Source organism: Pseudoalteromonas sp. PSi26 (genome assembly GCF_054960575.1).
This window is the reverse complement of the sequence record NZ_JBHNYT010000003.1, coordinates 166,001-179,849: the sequence shown is the minus strand read 5'-3', so window position 1 is coordinate 179,849 and position 13,849 is coordinate 166,001. Positions and strand designations below refer to the sequence as shown.

The following is a 13,849-nucleotide window of genomic DNA, read 5'->3' as shown; positions in this document are numbered from 1 at the left end:
CTATTAGCAAGAGTAGTAAATAGAACATGACTTTAAAAAAATTATTAGTATCAACCGTTTTAAGTATCAGCCTGTGCCAAAATGCATTTGCTGAACCAGTAGAAATTGACAAAGTTGTTGGCATTGTAAACCAAGGTGTTATTTTACAAAGCGAAGTAAACTCCATTGTTGATCGCGTAAAAAAGCAAGCCCAAGAACAAGGTCAACAATTACCTAAAGACGAAACTTTACGTGTGCAAGCCATGGAACGTTTAGTTAGCCAAGCACTGATGATGCAAATGGCTGAGCGCATGGGTTTACAAATTTCTGACAGCCAATTAGATCAAACGCTTGCTAACATTGCAAAAGAGCAAGGCGGTACAATTAGCGATTTACGACGTACGGTTGAAGCATCTGGCGATAGCTTTCAAGCATACCGTGAAGAAATACGTAAAGAAATCACAACACAACAAGTTACCCGCGCAAACGTTGACCGCCGCATTTATATTAGTGAGCAAGAAGTCGATAATTTATTAAAAATAATGGCTAGCCAAGGTCAAAGTGCAGAAGAGTATGATATTGGCCACATCCTGATCGATATTCCTAACGAAGCAACAGCAGATGAAATCTCAGCGGCTAAAATACGTGCTGATAAAGTTATTGAATTACTTAACGACGGCCAAGAATTTAAACGCATTGCAATTTCATCATCAAGTGGCTCAAAAGCACTTGAAGGCGGTCAATTAGGTTGGATGGGCATAAATGAGATGCCTTCTCTTTTCGCTGAAGCTGTAAAGAGTAAAAAGAAAGGTGCTATCGTAGGGCCACTTCGCTCAGGTGCTGGCTTTCATATTATTAAAGTTCAAGATGTGCGTGGCCTACAAGTTGTTGAAACAACAGAAGTGCGCTCACGCCACATACTTATTGAACCTTCAATTATTTTAAGCGAAGAAAAAGCACGTAACATGCTTGCTGGTTTTGCTAAAGACTTACGTGCTGGCAACGCTGATTTTGGCGAGCTCGCCAAAGAATACTCTGAAGATCCAGGCTCTGCACTCAAAGGCGGTGAATACGATTGGACTGATCCAACTACCTATGTCCCTGCGTTTAGAGATACATTACTATCGCTCAAACAAAACGAGATTAGCGAGCCTTTTAGAACACAGTTTGGTTGGCATATAGTACAGCTACTCGACAAACGTGTTGCTGATAAAACTGAGTTAGCAAAACGTAACCGCGCACATGGCATGCTATTTAACCGAAAATTTAAAGAAGAAAGCTTCAACTGGCAGCAAGAAATGCGCGAACAGGCCCATGTTGAAATTTTCCCTACAGACGAATAAATATGACCTTAAGAATAGCAATTACACCAGGTGAACCCGCTGGCATTGGTCCAGATTTGCTTATTACGCTTGCTCAGCAAGCGTGGGACGCACAACTTGTTGTGCTTGCTGATACCAAACTATTAAAAGAACGTGCAAAGCTTTTAGGTTTACCCATAAACCTTATTGAGTTTGATGAAAACGCCCCTGCTAAAGCAACACCAGCAGGCAGCGTGTATATTTATCAAGTCAATTTAGGTGATGATGTAGAGCTAGGCGTACTTAACGATGCTAATGGCCAATACGTGTTAGACACCTTGCGTATCGCAAGCGAAAAAAACATGGATGGCACGTTTGACGCTGTAGTTACAGGCCCTGTTCACAAAGGGATTATAAATAAAGCCGGCATTTCGTTCAGTGGCCACACAGAGTATTTTGCACAACAGTCAAACACCGCAGATGTTGTCATGTTATTAGCCACAGAAGGGCTTCGTGTTGCACTTGTGACAACACATATTCCGCTGGCTTATGTATCGCGTGCAATCACTGAAGATCGCCTGACTAAAGTTGCCACTATATTAGATCACGACTTACGGACTAAGTTTGGTATTGAAAAGCCACGTATATTAGTTTGTGGGTTAAATCCGCACGCTGGTGAAGATGGTCACTTGGGCCGTGAAGAAATAGACACAATTACCCCTACCCTTGATATTTTAAGAAGCCAAGGGATGAATTTAATTGGTCCACTACCTGCCGATACATTATTTCAGGATAAATACCTTTCTGAGGCCGATGCAGTACTTGCTATGTATCACGATCAAGGTTTACCTGTGCTAAAATACAAAGGATTTGGTAAATCGGTGAATATCACACTGGGTTTACCTTTTATTCGCACTTCAGTTGACCACGGTACAGCGCTAGATTTAGCTGGTACAGGTACCGCCGATGTTGGAAGTTTTGAATTAGCGATCCGCGAAGCAATTAAGCTCGCCCATGAAAAAGCACAAAATCAATGACCGATAAAGTACATTTAGGACACCGCGCCCGAAAACGTTTTGGACAAAACTTTCTATTTGATGAAATGATCATCGATAAAATAGTTTCAGCAATCGATCCTAAACCAGAAGATAATTTAGTAGAAATAGGCCCAGGCTTAGGTGCGATCACCGAACCTGTGGCTGAACTTAGCGGACACCTAACAGTTGTAGAGCTAGATAAAGACCTTGCAAAACGCTTAATTGAACACCCATTTTTAGGGCCAAAATTAACGGTAAACCAAGGCGATGCAATGAAGTACGACTTTGCAAGCTTAGTTAAAGACGACAAAAAGTTAAAAGTGTTTGGTAATTTACCTTACAACATCTCCACGCCATTGTTATTTCATCTTTTTGAGTTTGCCGATAACATTGAGCACATGCACTTTATGCTTCAAAAAGAAGTTGTAAAGCGCATGGTTGCAGGCCCTGGTAGTAAAACATTTGGTCGTTTAAGTGTAATGACGCAGTACTACTGTAATGCAATGCCTGTAATTGAAGTGCCGCCAGAATGTTTTAAGCCCGCTCCTAAAGTTGACTCTGCAGTTATTCGCTTAATTCCTAAAAAGCCTGAACAACGAACAGCTAAAAGCGTAAAAATACTTAACACAGTCTGTTTAGAAGCGTTTAATCAACGTCGTAAAACATTACGAAATAGTCTTGGCAACTTACTAACAGCCGATGAAATGGCAAGCATAGGTATTGATGCTACATTACGCGCTGAAAGCTTGTCTCTACAACAATTTATCGATATAGCTAACTGGATTTATGACAAAGAGCAGTAGTATTGGGTCACCTGTAAAGGTGTCTGTAGAAACATTTTATGTTGAAGGTCAATCGCAGCCTGAAATCGAAAAGTACGTATTTGCTTATTCTGTAACAATAAAAAATCATAGCTTATGCAGTGCTAAGCTATTGCACCGTTATTGGTTAATTACAGACGCAAACGGCAAAGAAGTTGAAGTTGAAGGCGAAGGCGTTGTTGGCGAAACCCCAACAATTGGCCCAGGTGAGAGTTACAAATACACCAGTGGTGCTATCCTAGATACACCTGTAGGTACAATGCAAGGCCACTACACGCTACGCAATGAGTTTGGTGCAGAGTTTGAAGCACCTATTAATGTATTTCGTTTAGCTTGCCCTAATATTTTGCATTAGTAAAAACGCTACATGGCCGATTATGCAATAGGTGATTTACAAGGGTGCTTCAAAGAATTCAGCACCTTATTACAACGGGTTAATTTTAACCCAAGTAAAGATCACCTATATTTAGTGGGTGACATTGTTGCCCGTGGTCCAGACTCACTTGCTTGTCTTGATTTCATCTATCAACATCAAGACAGCATGACCATCACACTGGGTAACCATGATTTACACATGATTGCTTGTTATTTTTTAAATAAGCCGACTAACCCAAAAGATAAATTAGCCCCTATTTTTAAAAGTAGCTTACTAAAGCGTTATATCTCTTTTTTACAAACCCAACCACTCGCTTTATATTTAAAAACACATAATTGCTTTATCTCCCATGCAGGCTTAAACCCTGATTGGTCAATTGAAGACGCATTGCAACACGCAAAATTTGCTCAAGATTGCTATCAATCAAAGAATGCAAAAAACTTTTTTGAGCATATGTACTCTCCTCATCCTAAAACGTGGTCAACAACACTTAATGACTACGAAAAGTTTAGGTACATAGTCAATTACTTTACCCGAATGCGTTTTTTAACCCGCAATAATATGCTTGACCTTAATGCAAAAGGCGCAATAGCAGATAGTAATTCGTTAACACCTTGGTTTATGCACAAGAATATTCTCACACTTAAGGATGAGCTTATTTTTGGCCACTGGGCATCGCTTGAAGGTAAAACAGGCCTCAATCACATTCACGCGTTAGATACAGGCTGCGTGTGGGGCAACGGGATGACGTTAATGAATATAAAAACAAAAAATCTAATTATAGAAAATTGATTCTTTTCACCTAAATAACCTGAAAAATTCCAATACATCTGTTAGATTTATAAACTAATAGTTAAAATTAATTAAAGTAATTGATTTTAATTACTTAACTTATCCGGATAAAAGCCGATAAGTTTTAATTAAGTATCTTTGAGTGGAAATCCATATGAATCTAACAGTGAGCCAACGTATTTGGGGTGGTTTTATATTTATCACGCTATTACTTTTAATTATTGGCGGCAATTCGTTAATTAAAATAGCTAATATAGACCGTTCTACTCAACAGGTGAACCAGCTATCATTACCCGCCTTAAACAAAAGTTCAGAGCTACAAGCTGAATTCATATTAATGAGTAAGGCAGCACAAGCAAGTTTTTATACTTCATCTGCAAGTGAGCTTGAACCCATTAAAAAAAGAGTATTCGAACAAAAAAAATCATTCAACGAACTCCATGCACAGCTTCAGAGCGTTGTTAAAAACGATCCTGAACTAAGTAAAAGTAGCCAAAGTGTTGAGCAAACGTATAAAAACTTTATAGGTATTGTTGAAAACTTACTCGAAGATAAAAATAAACAACTGGCGCTAAATAAAACACTCTCTGCACAAATTGAAGCCATTGAGCTTAGCGCAGAAGATGCTAACTCAGTAGTTTTAGACATAATAGATATAGATGGTTTTGAACAAGACCACCCTCGTGCTTTTCAAGCTGCAAATAACTTGGAAAATAATTTTATGTCAGTGGTTACCAACAGTACCGATATGTTAACAGTAAAAACATTAACCACATTAGATATAGTTAAAAGCGAGCAAACCTACTACCTTGAAGAAGTAACACGCACTGTTGCTCTGATTAAACCGGCTATAGAACAAAGCCATAGCGACTTGTTTAATGACCTTAAAGAGCATGTTGAAGCACTTGAGAGTAACGTAAAAGGTAATAATAGTTTAGCTGCGAATAAAAAACGTTTAATTGATTCAATTGCGCTCACTGAAAAAGAGCTAGCCGACTCAGAAGCCGCAACAAAAATAGCACTTAACCAAATTGACGAGTTAGTTTCGCAAGCAAGTAATGTTGCTTTTGAGCTGCAAAAAGGCGTTCGTAATGACGTAGACTCAGCAAACTTATGGACGTGGGCGGGCATGATTATCGCAACTTTACTCGCTATCGCCATTGCATATATAACCGTAAGCCGTATTACAAAACCACTTGCCGAAGTAAACAGAATTTTAGATATTGTAGCCAGTGGTGATATGACTCAACGCTTAGATGACAGCGCTAAAGACGAATTTGGCGAGCTATCAAAAAGCTGTAATACCTTAATAGACAGCTTACGCAGCTTAATTAAAGGTATTATTTCTCGTTCAACTCAATTAGCAGCTGCATCAGAAGAAACCTCAGCCATTACTGCTGAATCAAGCCAAGCTATTAGCAATCAGCAGGCGCAAGTGCAGCAAGCAGCAACAGCAACGACTGAAATGAGCAGCACATCGCAAACAGTAAGCAATAGTGCACAGCAAGCATTAAGCGAAATTAAAAACGCAGATAAAGAAGCTGAACGTGTTAAAGGTATTTCCAACAATAATAAATCAACTATTGAGCAACTTGCGCGCGAAGTCGATGACGCTTCACAAGTTATTAATAAGCTTCACCAAGATAGCGCATCGATTGGCAGCATACTTGATGTTATTCGTGGAATTGCAGATCAAACTAACTTACTCGCGCTTAACGCCGCAATCGAAGCCGCCCGAGCAGGCGAATACGGCCGTGGCTTTGCCGTTGTAGCAGACGAAGTACGCTCACTGGCAAGCAAAACTCAAGAGTCGACACAAGAGATCCAATCAATGATTGAATCGCTACAAACGGGCGCAGAAGCGGCTGTAACAGCAATGACCAAAGGTAAGCAACGTGCGGTATCGTGTGTGGAGCAAACTGACCTAGCAAGCACAGCGCTTGATTCAATTACCTTTGCGGTATCACAAGCCCATGACGTGAGTGAAGAAATATCTACAGCAGCACTTGAACAACAACAAGTGGCTGAAGAAATTAGCGAACGTTTGGAGTCAATTGTTGCTATTGCAGAACAAACAGCTGAAGGCGCAAGCCAAACTAACATCTCAAGTTCTGAAGTTGCAAAACTCGCCGAAGAGCTGCGTTTATCGGTAGACGAATTTAAAGTATAAAACGCTTTGCATATACTAAAAACCTCGTTAACACACTGTGTTAACGAGGTTTTTTATAGCATTAGAAAGTAAAGGTAGTTACTTTTGGCAATGTGAACAAAAAACGGTACTACGCTGCCCCAGCCTTATTTCTTCTAACTCATTATCACACGTTAAACATGGCTTTCCTTTTCGCCCATATACCAATAATTCTTGTGCAAAATAGCCTGGCTTACCATCACTTTGTGCAAAATCTTTAAGCGTGGTACCACCTTGAGTGATAGCGGCAGCAAGCGTGTCTTTTATTATAGGGATAAGCGCTTGATAGCGTTTAAGAGAAACCTTCCCAGCTTCGCGTTTTGGATGTATCCCTGCTTTAAACAATGACTCATTAGCGTAAATATTTCCTACACCAACAACCACAGCGTTATCCATAATAAACTGTTTAACCGGTACTTTTTTATTGCGTGATTGCTCGTATACGCGCTTTGCGAAAAAGTTATCCGTTAAGGGCTCTGGGCCAAGCTTTGAGAGTAACTTATGCACCTCACCTGGCTCTTGCCATAAGCAACACCCAAAGCGGCGAGGATCATTCAAGCGCAGCGCTTTATCATTAGCAAATACAAATTCAACATGGTCGTGCTTTTTTAAAGGCTCGCTCTTATCTACAACCCGTAGGTTACCTGACATACCTAAATGTAAAATAGTGCTACCAAGCTCACAATGCAGCAATAAATATTTTGCACGGCGCTCAATATTGGTAACAGTTAACCCCTCTAGCTGGTAAACATCGTCAGGTACTGGCCAGCGCATACTGGCATTATAAATATTAACCTTGGTTACAACTTGGTTTTTTATGTGAGGAGTGATTCCCATACGACTCACTTCTACCTCTGGTAATTCAGGCATTAATTAGACCCACTTTGTGAAAAATCAAAACTAGGAAACAACTGTGTAGCTATAGTTATATCAAGTGAAAATACGCGTTGAGTACTTTTTTCGAGTAAATAATACTGATTATTTCCTTTGTAAAGTAAATACACCCAAGGCAAACTTTCCCCGGCTAATTCAAATGTGGCAACAAACAAAGGCGCATTTGGGTTAAAAACCACAGACTCATTAACTACAGGCAACTGTATTCCTTGCCAAATATTAACAAGTTCTTGTAGTTGTTGCTCTGATGGTTGCCAAAAAACAGGCACATCTTTCTTTATTGCAGTTGTACGCCAACTAGTACCAATACGCTCAATTTTTTGATCAACAAAACTAAGGGTTAAAACAAAGCTTTGTTTAGGTAACACCGCTTGTAATGTGGGCTCTTGTTCACCACTTAAAAACTGCTTATGCCAACCATTTAAAAAGAAAATCATAATCAGCATCGAGAAGATTATAACGTTATTCCACCCCTTACGGCCCAGTCGCATATTTATACACCTAGTAAATTCAATATTTTAAAGTGTAACTAAAACTTAATTGCACTGTCTATATGTTAAAGGGCGCAGACTTTGTTAGAATATCGGCAAATTTAAAGGAGTTCCGTCAATGTCTATGTATGTAGTGGGCCATAAAATCCCAGATTCAGATTCTATTTGTGGTGCAATTGCACTGGCTTATTTAAAAAACCAAATTGATGAGCCGGCAATACCAACTCGTCTTGGTGATGTTTCACCAGAAACTCAATTTATCCTTGATAAATTTGGCTTCGAAGCACCTGAGCTTAAACTAAGCTACGCGGGCGAAGATGTGTATATTGTGGATCACACAGAAAAAACACAAGCACCTGATGATATCGACCAAGCCCGCGTTGTTGGCGTGGTAGATCACCATAAATTAGGTGACTTAACATCATCTACTCCGCTTGAATGTTGGATCCGTCCTGTAGGTTGTTCAAACACCATTATTAAAATGATGTACGATTTTTACAGCGTAGAAATCCCTAAAGACATCGCAGGTATTATGATGTGTGCAATTTTAAGCGACACCGTAATATTTAAATCACCTACATGTACCACTGCCGATATTAAATGTGTTGAAGCACTTGCTGAAATTGCGGGTATTGAAGACTTTAAAGAACTAGGCATGGATATGTTCCGCGTTAAGTCTGCAGTAGAAGATACACCTGCACGTGACTTAGTTATGCGTGACTTTAAAGATTTCAACATGAACGGTAACCTAGTAGGTATTGGCCAACTAGAAGTAATCGACCTTGCTGTGTTTGACGATATTAAAGCTGACCTTGAAGCTGATATTGCAAAGCTTAAAGCCGAAGGTAATCGTCACTCAGTATTTTTGCTGCTTACCGATATTATGAAAGAAGGCTCACAAATGCTCATCGTATCAGACGATGCAAACTTAGTTGAGCAGGCTTACGGCGTAAAACCAGAAAATGATAAAGTATGGTTAGATGGTGTATTAAGCCGTAAAAAGCAAGTAGTACCTCCACTACAAGATGCCTTTGCTAAAGCCTAATAGCTTTAATAAATAACACTAAAAAGCCGATATTGCATAGGCATTATCGGCTTTTTTGTTTTTAAATTTAAAGAGCAAACTAGCATTAGATTTTACTTTTTATTTCATCATAAACTTTTGCATGGCTTTTTGAGAATTCCACATTAGTTCTATCTATTTTATTTAACCACAAAGCCGCTTGTGTTTTGTTACCCAACTCCCAATACGATTGCGCTAAACGTAAACTATAGGTTGCTTGGTAAATGCTATCCGGTTCGATGTAATTGAAGGCAGTTTTGAAATATTTTACAGCGTTATTAAAGTCATTATGCTTAAAATAAGAAAACGCTAAATTACCTAATGCTATTGCCGTTTTTGCATGATGCTTTGTATTTTTTATAGCGTTATACGCTTTTAAGTTACTTTCTACCGCTTGAGAGTATTGTTGCCAGTTATAAAAAATATGCCCTTTATTAATGTGCAGCTCAAAGTGAAAAATAGCATCACTGCTTTTTGCATAACGCTTTTCAGCATCAAGCAATACCCTTAGTGCCTTTTTTTTATCACCAAATATGTGCTGTAAATTAGCCAGTTCTATAAGCCTTAAAGGATCACCAAATACATTATAAATTTCATCAAGTTGAGCAAATGCTTTTGCCGCATAGGCTTTCGCTTGTTGCTTATCACCTAAGTAATTAAGCAATTTAGCATAATAAAAATAAACTTGTATTTTAAATGCGCCGGGTAATTCTTCTTGGTCAACAAAGGGGCTTAATGCGCTATGAAGGTTATCGAGTTTTTGATAATCAAAATAATAGTCAAACTCGTAGGTTTTCAATTTATACCAATTAGAAGAGTTCTTTTGTGAATTTAAAAGGCGAGATTGAATGTAAGTTAAGCAATCTTGGTCTGTTTTCATACAAAACACTTCATGATCACTTAAGTTTTCAGAGGCTTTTGCACCCATGCTTACATAAAAAAGCAAAAAACCAATTAAAACATGCTTTAACATCAGAACACTCATATTAGCCACATAAGCTTTAAGTGTAATATGAGTGTGCTCTATTTAACAATGAATAAAATAACTACGCGTATTGCCCCGCTGCAAAGCCACAACTCCAAGCGTACTGAAAGTTATACCCACCAAGCCAACCAGTTACATCGGTAACTTCCCCTATAAAATACAAGCCTTTTGATTTTTTGGCTTCAAACGTTTTAGAGCTTAGTTCATCTGTATTTATACCACCAAGGGTTACTTCCGCAGTTCTATAACCTTCGGTTCCGTTGGGTTTTATTTGCCACGCATGAATGTAGTTAGCAAGGTCTTCAATTTGACTATGGGTAAGCTGATTAATATTGCAATCAGGTATTGCATTGCTTTCATGTAGTATTTCAATGAACCGTTTAGGTAGTATTGTTGCTAGGCTATTTTTTAGTGATTTTTGAGGTTGCGTTTCTCGCCAGTCTGCAAGCCGCTGTTTTAAATCTAGCTCAGGAAGTAGGTTAATAGTCACAGCCTGCCCTGCACGCCAGAATGAACTTATTTGTAATATAGCGGGGCCAGATAAACCACGGTGCGTAAATAATATATTTTCTTTAAATGTGGTGCCGTCTTCACTTGTTACTTCGCACGGTATGCTAACGCCTGATAATCCTTCAAAGCGTTCTTTGTCGTGTTGGTGAAGGGTAAATGGTACAAGCGCGGCCATAGTAGGTAGTACGTTTAAACCAAACTGCTCAGCAATTTTATAACCAATAGGTGTAGCACCAAGCTTGGGCATAGTAAGCCCACCCGACGCAACCACTAACGACTCGCAATGCAAGGTCTCTTGCTCTGTGGTAACGCTATAACCCGACTCTGTTTTTTGTACATTAATCACTTCACTGCGCAAGGCTATATTTACACCTGCCCACTCGCATTCAGTAAGAAGTATATTCACAATATCTTGCGCACTGTTATCGCAAAATAGCTGGCCTAACGTTTTATGATGGTATGCCAAACCGTGGCGGTCCACCAGCTCAATAAAGTCATGTTGCGTATAACGGCTCAAACATGATTTAACAAAATGTGGATTACTACATAAGTAATTTTCTGGTGCTGCATTCTCATTTGTAAAATTACAACGCCCGCCACCGCTAATTAAAATTTTACGACCCGGCTTTTTACCCATATCAAGTACTGTAACACATCGGCCTCGGTATCCAGCTTGCGCCGCACACATTAATCCAGCCGCTCCCGCGCCAATTACAATTACATCTACCTGGGTCATCTATTTATCTCACTTAACAATTTGCTCGATTATAGCAAAATTTAATCGTCGGCAATGCACAGAATTCATTATTACAAATAACACAATAAATATACTTTCTACTTTTTAGAAGTATTAAAAACACAAATCAAAAAAACAATACCTTTATATCATTTTTATTTTATATGACAAATACAAAACAATGACAAACACCTTTAAAACACTCGTTATAACTAAATGAAATAGGGACATAATGATTTAGTATTTTAATTTTATTAACACATAATTTACCTTTGTACCTGCATTGTGACAATCCATCACGATATAACTAATAAAAAAATCTAGGGAAAATTATGACAACAAGTAAAACATTTAATAAGTGTGCAATAGCACTTACCATTAGTACGCTTTTTGCTACTGCATCAAGCATGGCCAATCCGGCACAACCAATTGGCCCTTCAGTGGCTGATACAACAGCTAAACTTCAAAATCAAAGTGGCTTTGAAACGCAATTCATCATTAAATATAAAAATAACAACGTTGATGCACTGAGTTACTCTACTGCAGATGAAAGCCCTGTAAACATGAAAGCACGTGCAAAAAACTTTGTTAAAAACTTTGCCTCTAAAAAAGGGAAGATAAAAGCAAAGTACATTCGCGCAATGGCACTAAATAACCACCATGTTATGCGAGCAGATAAAAAACTTAGCGCAGCAGAAGCACAAGAGTTTATGCAAGAAATGGTTGATTCAGGCAACGTTGAGTACATTGAAGTTGACCAAATGTTAAAACCTTTTGCGACACCTAATGATCCGCGCTATGGCGACCAGTGGCACTACTATGAGCAAGCTGGCGGTCTAAACTTACCAACAGCTTGGGACACCGCAACAGGTAGTGGTGTAGTAGTGGCTGTTCTTGATACAGGTTACCGCCCTCATGCCGATTTAAACGCTAATATTTTGCCAGGTTACGATATGATTTCTAACCTATCGGTTGCTAACGATGGAGGCGGCCGTGATAGCGATGCACGTGATCCGGGCGATGCAGTAGCAGCCGGCGAATGTGGTAATAATGGTGCGCAAGGGTCTAGCTGGCATGGTACGCACGTTGCGGGTACTGTTGCAGCCGTTACGAATAATGGTGAAGGTGTTGCCGGTGTTGCTTATGACGCAAAAGTAGTCCCTGTGCGTGTACTTGGTAAATGTGGTGGTTTAACGTCTGATATTGCCGACGGCATTATTTGGGCATCTGGCGGTAACGTGTCAGGTATTCCTGGAAACCCTAACCCAGCAGATGTAATTAACATGAGCTTAGGTGGCAGCGGCTCTTGTAGTTCTACAACACAAAATGCGATCAATACAGCTCGCAACAATGGCGCTGTTGTTGTCATTGCTGCTGGTAACGATAACGATAACTCAGCAAACTACAACCCAGGTAACTGTAACGGTGTTGTTAATGTAGCATCAGTTGGTCGAAATGGTGGCCGAGCTTATTACTCAAACTACGGAAGTAATATTGATGTCGCTGCACCCGGTGGCGCGCAAAGCTTTGCTAACGATTCTGAAGGTGTTCTGTCTACATATAACTCGGGATCTTCTTCTCCATCAACCGATAGCTATTCATTCTCTCAAGGTACATCTATGGCCGCTCCGCACGTAGCGGGTGTAGCTGCACTTATTAAGCAAGCAAAACCAAATGCTACGCCTGATGAAATAGAGAGCATTTTAAAATCGTCTACTCGCTCATTCCCTGCAACATGTAACAACTGTGGTACAGGTATTGTTGATGCAGCAGCTGCTGTTGCCGCAGCAAGTGGCGGTACAACACCACCTTCAACAGGTGATAGTGAGCTTGTTGATGGCGAAGCTAAAACAGGCTTAAGCGGTGGAGCTAACGCACAAGACTTTTACACAATGACCGTACCAAACGGAGCAACCAATGTGACGTTTACAATGAGCGGTGGTACAGGTGATGCCGATCTATACGTTCGTGCTGGCAGCCAACCAACGACATCAAGCTACGATTGTCGTCCGTACAAAGGCGGCAACAGCGAAGAATGTTCTATCGATAATCCAAAGGCAGGTACATACCATGTAATGCTTCGTGGCTACTCTGCTTACTCTGGTGTTAGTTTGGTAGGTAATATAACAGGTGCGTCTTCTGGTGGCGATTCAGGCACTCCTGAAGCAGGTGGCGGTGCTGTTAGTGACGTAAGTGCAAGTGCTGGTCAATGGAAACACTACACACTAGATGTGCCTGCAGGTATGTCTACATTTACAGTAACTACTTCTGGTGGTACAGGTGATGCTGATTTATTTGTAAAATTTGGTAGTCAACCAACATCGTCTAGCTACGATTGTCGTCCATATAAAAATGGTAATGCTGAAACATGTACTTTTAATAACCCACAAGCAGGTACATGGCATTTAAGTGTAAATGCTTACAGAACTTTCTCTGGTTTAACTATTAGCGGACAATACCAACCATAATAGTAATTTCATAATCTTTGGGATAGCAAAGGCCAAACTGACTGTTTGGCCTTTTTTATGAATAAGATAATTTTTAGTTTAATGAGGCTTAATACTAACGAGCTATTTTTAGACAACCAAGCCTCGTCAATCACTAGAGGAAGCTTTGTTATATACCTGTTTTATATAAATATTAAACATACAATATCGGTTTTATTTCCTAAAACTG

General features: G+C 39.6%; 12 protein-coding genes. 8 read left to right on the top strand and 4 right to left on the bottom strand.

Features of this window, described 5'->3' with window-relative positions:
• Window positions 1-26: 26 nt before the first annotated feature.
• The 6 genes from surA (at window position 27) to ACFI34_RS04635 (ending at window position 6,476) form a co-directional block, all read left to right on the top strand.
• Entirely contained in the window at window positions 27-1,322 is a 1,296-nt protein-coding gene (gene surA, locus ACFI34_RS04660) for a peptidylprolyl isomerase SurA (RefSeq protein ID WP_410899747.1), read from the top strand.
• A gap of 2 nt (window positions 1,323-1,324) precedes the next feature.
• Window positions 1,325-2,317: a 4-hydroxythreonine-4-phosphate dehydrogenase PdxA gene (gene pdxA, locus ACFI34_RS04655; RefSeq protein WP_462672581.1), complete on the top strand. Its 993-nt coding sequence runs from the start codon at window positions 1,325-1,327 to the stop codon at window positions 2,315-2,317.
• A complete protein-coding gene (gene rsmA / locus ACFI34_RS04650) occupies window positions 2,314-3,120 on the top strand; it encodes a 16S rRNA (adenine(1518)-N(6)/adenine(1519)-N(6))-dimethyltransferase RsmA (RefSeq protein WP_010556602.1) in 807 nt (268 codons plus the stop codon). The genes pdxA and rsmA overlap by 4 nt, the downstream gene beginning before the upstream one ends.
• A complete protein-coding gene (gene apaG, locus ACFI34_RS04645) occupies window positions 3,104-3,493 on the top strand; it encodes a Co2+/Mg2+ efflux protein ApaG (RefSeq protein WP_462672580.1) in 390 nt (129 codons plus the stop codon). The genes rsmA and apaG overlap by 17 nt, the downstream gene beginning before the upstream one ends.
• Before the next feature lie 12 nt (window positions 3,494-3,505).
• Entirely contained in the window at window positions 3,506-4,306 is an 801-nt protein-coding gene (locus tag ACFI34_RS04640) for a symmetrical bis(5'-nucleosyl)-tetraphosphatase (protein ID WP_462672579.1), read from the top strand.
• Window positions 4,307-4,460: 154 nt separating this feature from the next.
• Window positions 4,461-6,476 (top strand): methyl-accepting chemotaxis protein, encoded by a 2,016-nt coding sequence (locus ACFI34_RS04635; RefSeq protein ID WP_462672578.1) that lies wholly within the window; start codon window positions 4,461-4,463, stop codon window positions 6,474-6,476.
• A 78-nt stretch (window positions 6,477-6,554) separates the two neighbouring features.
• Here ACFI34_RS04635 and mutM read toward each other — a convergent pair whose 3' ends face one another.
• Complete coding sequence (gene mutM / locus ACFI34_RS04630; RefSeq protein ID WP_006793230.1) at window positions 6,555-7,364, bottom strand: bifunctional DNA-formamidopyrimidine glycosylase/DNA-(apurinic or apyrimidinic site) lyase; 810 nt, start codon at window positions 7,362-7,364, stop codon at window positions 6,555-6,557.
• The gene (locus ACFI34_RS04625; RefSeq protein ID WP_462672577.1) at window positions 7,364-7,879 is read right to left on the bottom strand and encodes a hypothetical protein; all 516 of its coding nucleotides are present in this window, start codon (window positions 7,877-7,879) and stop codon (window positions 7,364-7,366) included. The genes mutM and ACFI34_RS04625 overlap by 1 nt, the downstream gene beginning before the upstream one ends.
• A 118-nt stretch (window positions 7,880-7,997) precedes the next feature.
• Between ACFI34_RS04625 and ACFI34_RS04620 the strand changes: the two genes are divergently transcribed.
• On the top strand, window positions 7,998-8,924 hold the full coding sequence (locus ACFI34_RS04620; protein WP_058405759.1) for a manganese-dependent inorganic pyrophosphatase: 927 nt from the start codon (window positions 7,998-8,000) through the stop codon (window positions 8,922-8,924).
• Between the two features lie 85 nt (window positions 8,925-9,009).
• Here the strand turns inward: ACFI34_RS04620 and ACFI34_RS04615 are convergent, their stop codons facing one another.
• The gene (locus ACFI34_RS04615) at window positions 9,010-9,915 is read right to left on the bottom strand and encodes a tetratricopeptide repeat protein (RefSeq protein ID WP_462672576.1); all 906 of its coding nucleotides are present in this window, start codon (window positions 9,913-9,915) and stop codon (window positions 9,010-9,012) included.
• A 73-nt stretch (window positions 9,916-9,988) separates the two neighbouring features.
• Window positions 9,989-11,173, bottom strand: a complete 1,185-nt coding sequence (locus ACFI34_RS04610; protein ID WP_462672575.1) for a BaiN/RdsA family NAD(P)/FAD-dependent oxidoreductase — start codon at window positions 11,171-11,173, stop codon at window positions 9,989-9,991.
• A gap of 332 nt (window positions 11,174-11,505) precedes the next feature.
• Between ACFI34_RS04610 and ACFI34_RS04605 the strand changes: the two genes are divergently transcribed.
• On the top strand, window positions 11,506-13,641 hold the full coding sequence (locus tag ACFI34_RS04605) for a S8 family peptidase (protein WP_462672574.1): 2,136 nt from the start codon (window positions 11,506-11,508) through the stop codon (window positions 13,639-13,641).
• Window positions 13,642-13,849: the final 208 nt, after the last annotated feature.

Coding starts and splice junctions, on each gene's coding strand:
- surA (WP_410899747.1), top strand. CDS start 27: ATGACTTTAAAAAAATTATTAGTATCAACCGTTTTAAGTATCAGCCTG.
- pdxA (WP_462672581.1), top strand. CDS start 1,325: ATGACCTTAAGAATAGCAATTACACCAGGTGAACCCGCTGGCATTGGT.
- rsmA (WP_010556602.1), top strand. CDS start 2,314: ATGACCGATAAAGTACATTTAGGACACCGCGCCCGAAAACGTTTTGGA.
- apaG (WP_462672580.1), top strand. CDS start 3,104: ATGACAAAGAGCAGTAGTATTGGGTCACCTGTAAAGGTGTCTGTAGAA.
- ACFI34_RS04640 (WP_462672579.1), top strand. CDS start 3,506: ATGGCCGATTATGCAATAGGTGATTTACAAGGGTGCTTCAAAGAATTC.
- ACFI34_RS04635 (WP_462672578.1), top strand. CDS start 4,461: ATGAATCTAACAGTGAGCCAACGTATTTGGGGTGGTTTTATATTTATC.
- mutM (WP_006793230.1), bottom strand. CDS start 7,364: ATGCCTGAATTACCAGAGGTAGAAGTGAGTCGTATGGGAATCACTCCT.
- ACFI34_RS04625 (WP_462672577.1), bottom strand. CDS start 7,879: ATGCGACTGGGCCGTAAGGGGTGGAATAACGTTATAATCTTCTCGATG.
- ACFI34_RS04620 (WP_058405759.1), top strand. CDS start 7,998: ATGTCTATGTATGTAGTGGGCCATAAAATCCCAGATTCAGATTCTATT.
- ACFI34_RS04615 (WP_462672576.1), bottom strand. CDS start 9,915: ATGTTAAAGCATGTTTTAATTGGTTTTTTGCTTTTTTATGTAAGCATG.
- ACFI34_RS04610 (WP_462672575.1), bottom strand. CDS start 11,173: ATGACCCAGGTAGATGTAATTGTAATTGGCGCGGGAGCGGCTGGATTA.
- ACFI34_RS04605 (WP_462672574.1), top strand. CDS start 11,506: ATGACAACAAGTAAAACATTTAATAAGTGTGCAATAGCACTTACCATT.